Below are 234 nucleotides of genomic sequence, written 5' to 3'. Positions count from 1 at the left end.
GCAGCTGAACAACATCACAACACACACTTCCGTAGCGGAAGCGCCGAGTAAAGGCAAAATACGCCTGCCTGGATGGGCTTATGATATTGAGAGTGGCGGAATCATTGCCCTGACCAAAGGCGGAGAATCCTTTATTTCGCTGTCGGAAAACCCGGGAACCTGCTTCGAGTAATTCCGCCTAACCCCCTGCATTGCAGGGGGTTATCCTCGCACTTCGTTGTTAATTCCCCCCAC

Annotated in this window: 1 pseudogene; it reads left to right on the top strand. The window is 52.6% G+C overall.

Going from position 1 to position 234, the window contains the following annotated elements:
• Positions 1–172: pseudogene (locus tag KVT28_RS28185) on the top strand (carbonic anhydrase); the annotation flags it as partial.
• Between the last annotated feature and the right edge of the window lie 62 nt (positions 173–234).

Origin of the sequence: Pantoea sp. GbtcB22, from assembly GCF_019091025.1 — a bacterium.
Lineage (GTDB): Bacteria > Pseudomonadota > Gammaproteobacteria > Enterobacterales > Enterobacteriaceae > Pantoea > Pantoea leporis.
The sequence above is the reverse complement of the archived record's forward strand: the minus strand, read 5'-3'. Positions and strand labels throughout refer to the sequence as shown.